Annotated in this window: 1 protein-coding gene; it reads right to left on the reverse strand. The window is 69.4% G+C overall.

Features of this window, described 5'->3' with window-relative positions:
• Nucleotides 1-111: 111 nt before the first annotated feature.
• Complete coding sequence (locus tag ACWDUZ_RS38535) at nucleotides 112-1,377, reverse strand: IS701 family transposase (protein ID WP_451636483.1); 1,266 nt, start codon at nucleotides 1,375-1,377, stop codon at nucleotides 112-114.
• Between the last annotated feature and the right edge of the window lie 68 nt (nucleotides 1,378-1,445).

Genomic DNA, 1,445 nt, shown 5'->3' on the forward strand with positions numbered 1-1,445 from the left:
TAGTGCTTGGTCAGGTCGGTATCGGTTGTGGCATGTCGCGGTGACACGTGGGGCAGGCGCCGGTCCAGACCGCGAGGAGTAGCTGCAGTTCGCGGGTGACCTTGTAGAGGCTCAGGCCGGCGCCGTCTCTTTTGGGGACCGGGTGATGCGCTGGAGGGTGCAGAAGGCGTGCGCGACGGAGACCAGGGTGACGTGGTGGTGCCAGCCTCGCCAGGTGCGGCCCTCGAAGTGGGCCAGGCCCAGGACCTGCTTCATCTCGCGGTAGTCGTGCTCGATGCGCCAGCGCAGTTTCGCGGTGCGCACAAGGGTGGCGAGCGGAGTGTCGGCGGGCAGGTTGGACAGCCAGAACTGCACGGGTTCGGGTTCGGTGGCGGGCCATTCGGCCAGCAGCCAGCGCACGGGCAGTTCCGGGCCGTCGACGTGCTTGCGGATCTCGCGTCCGGCGGGCCGGATCCGCAGGGCCACGAACCGTGAGTACATGCGCTTGACGCCGCTGCGGCCGCTGCCCGGGCGTGAGCCTTCCCGCCACTGCACCGGCTTCGCGGCCCGCTTGCCGGCCGCGATGACCAGCTTCTTCACTGCCTGGGCCGGCTCGGGGTAGACAGGCTGGGGTCGCGGACCGCGGCCGCTGTAGGGCGGGGTGTGCGGCCGTGCCTCTTCCGGCTGGGCCGTGGTCGTGGTGGAGATGCCCACCACATAGTCGAGCCCGCGTTCTTCCAGGCCCAGCCGGAAGGCGGCCGCATCGCCGTAGCCACCGTCGGCAACGACCAGCGGGACATCGATGCCCCACGACCTGGTCTCGTCGATCATGTCCAGGGCCAGCTGCCACTTCTCCACATGGCCCACCTCTTCGGGGATGCCGCACGTGGTGCGGCGGGCCACCTTGCCCGCATCGGCCTTCGGCGAGGCCGGGTCCCAGCTCTCGGGCAGGAACAGGCGCCAGTCGACCGCCACCGAGGCACTGTCGCAGGCCAGATGCAGCGACACCCCGGCCTGGCAGTTGGTGACCTTGCCCGCGGTGCCGGTGTACTGCCTGGCCACGCACGCCGAGGCATCACCGTCCTTGAGAAACCCGGTGTCATCCACGATGAACGCAGTCGGTTTGATCACCTGCTGCATCCGCCAGGTCAGACGGGCCCGCACATGCGCCGCCTCCCACGGACTGGAGGTGATGAAGTGCGCCAGGGCCTGCCGGTTGCCGTCCTCACCCAGCCGGGCGGCCATCGGCTCCACCGACTTGCGCCGCCCGTCCAGCAACAGGCCCCGCAGATAGACCCCGCCCCAACGGCGCTGATCCGCCCGCGCGAACGGCTCGAACATCTCCGCCGCGAAGTCCTCCAGATCACACCGGACCGCGGCCAACTCCCCACCCAGCACACCCCGTCAACGACACACCCGATCAAACGGACACGCCACCGGCGAGTGAACCTGACCAAGCCCTACTA

Source organism: Streptomyces sp. NPDC003393, assembly GCF_053589015.1.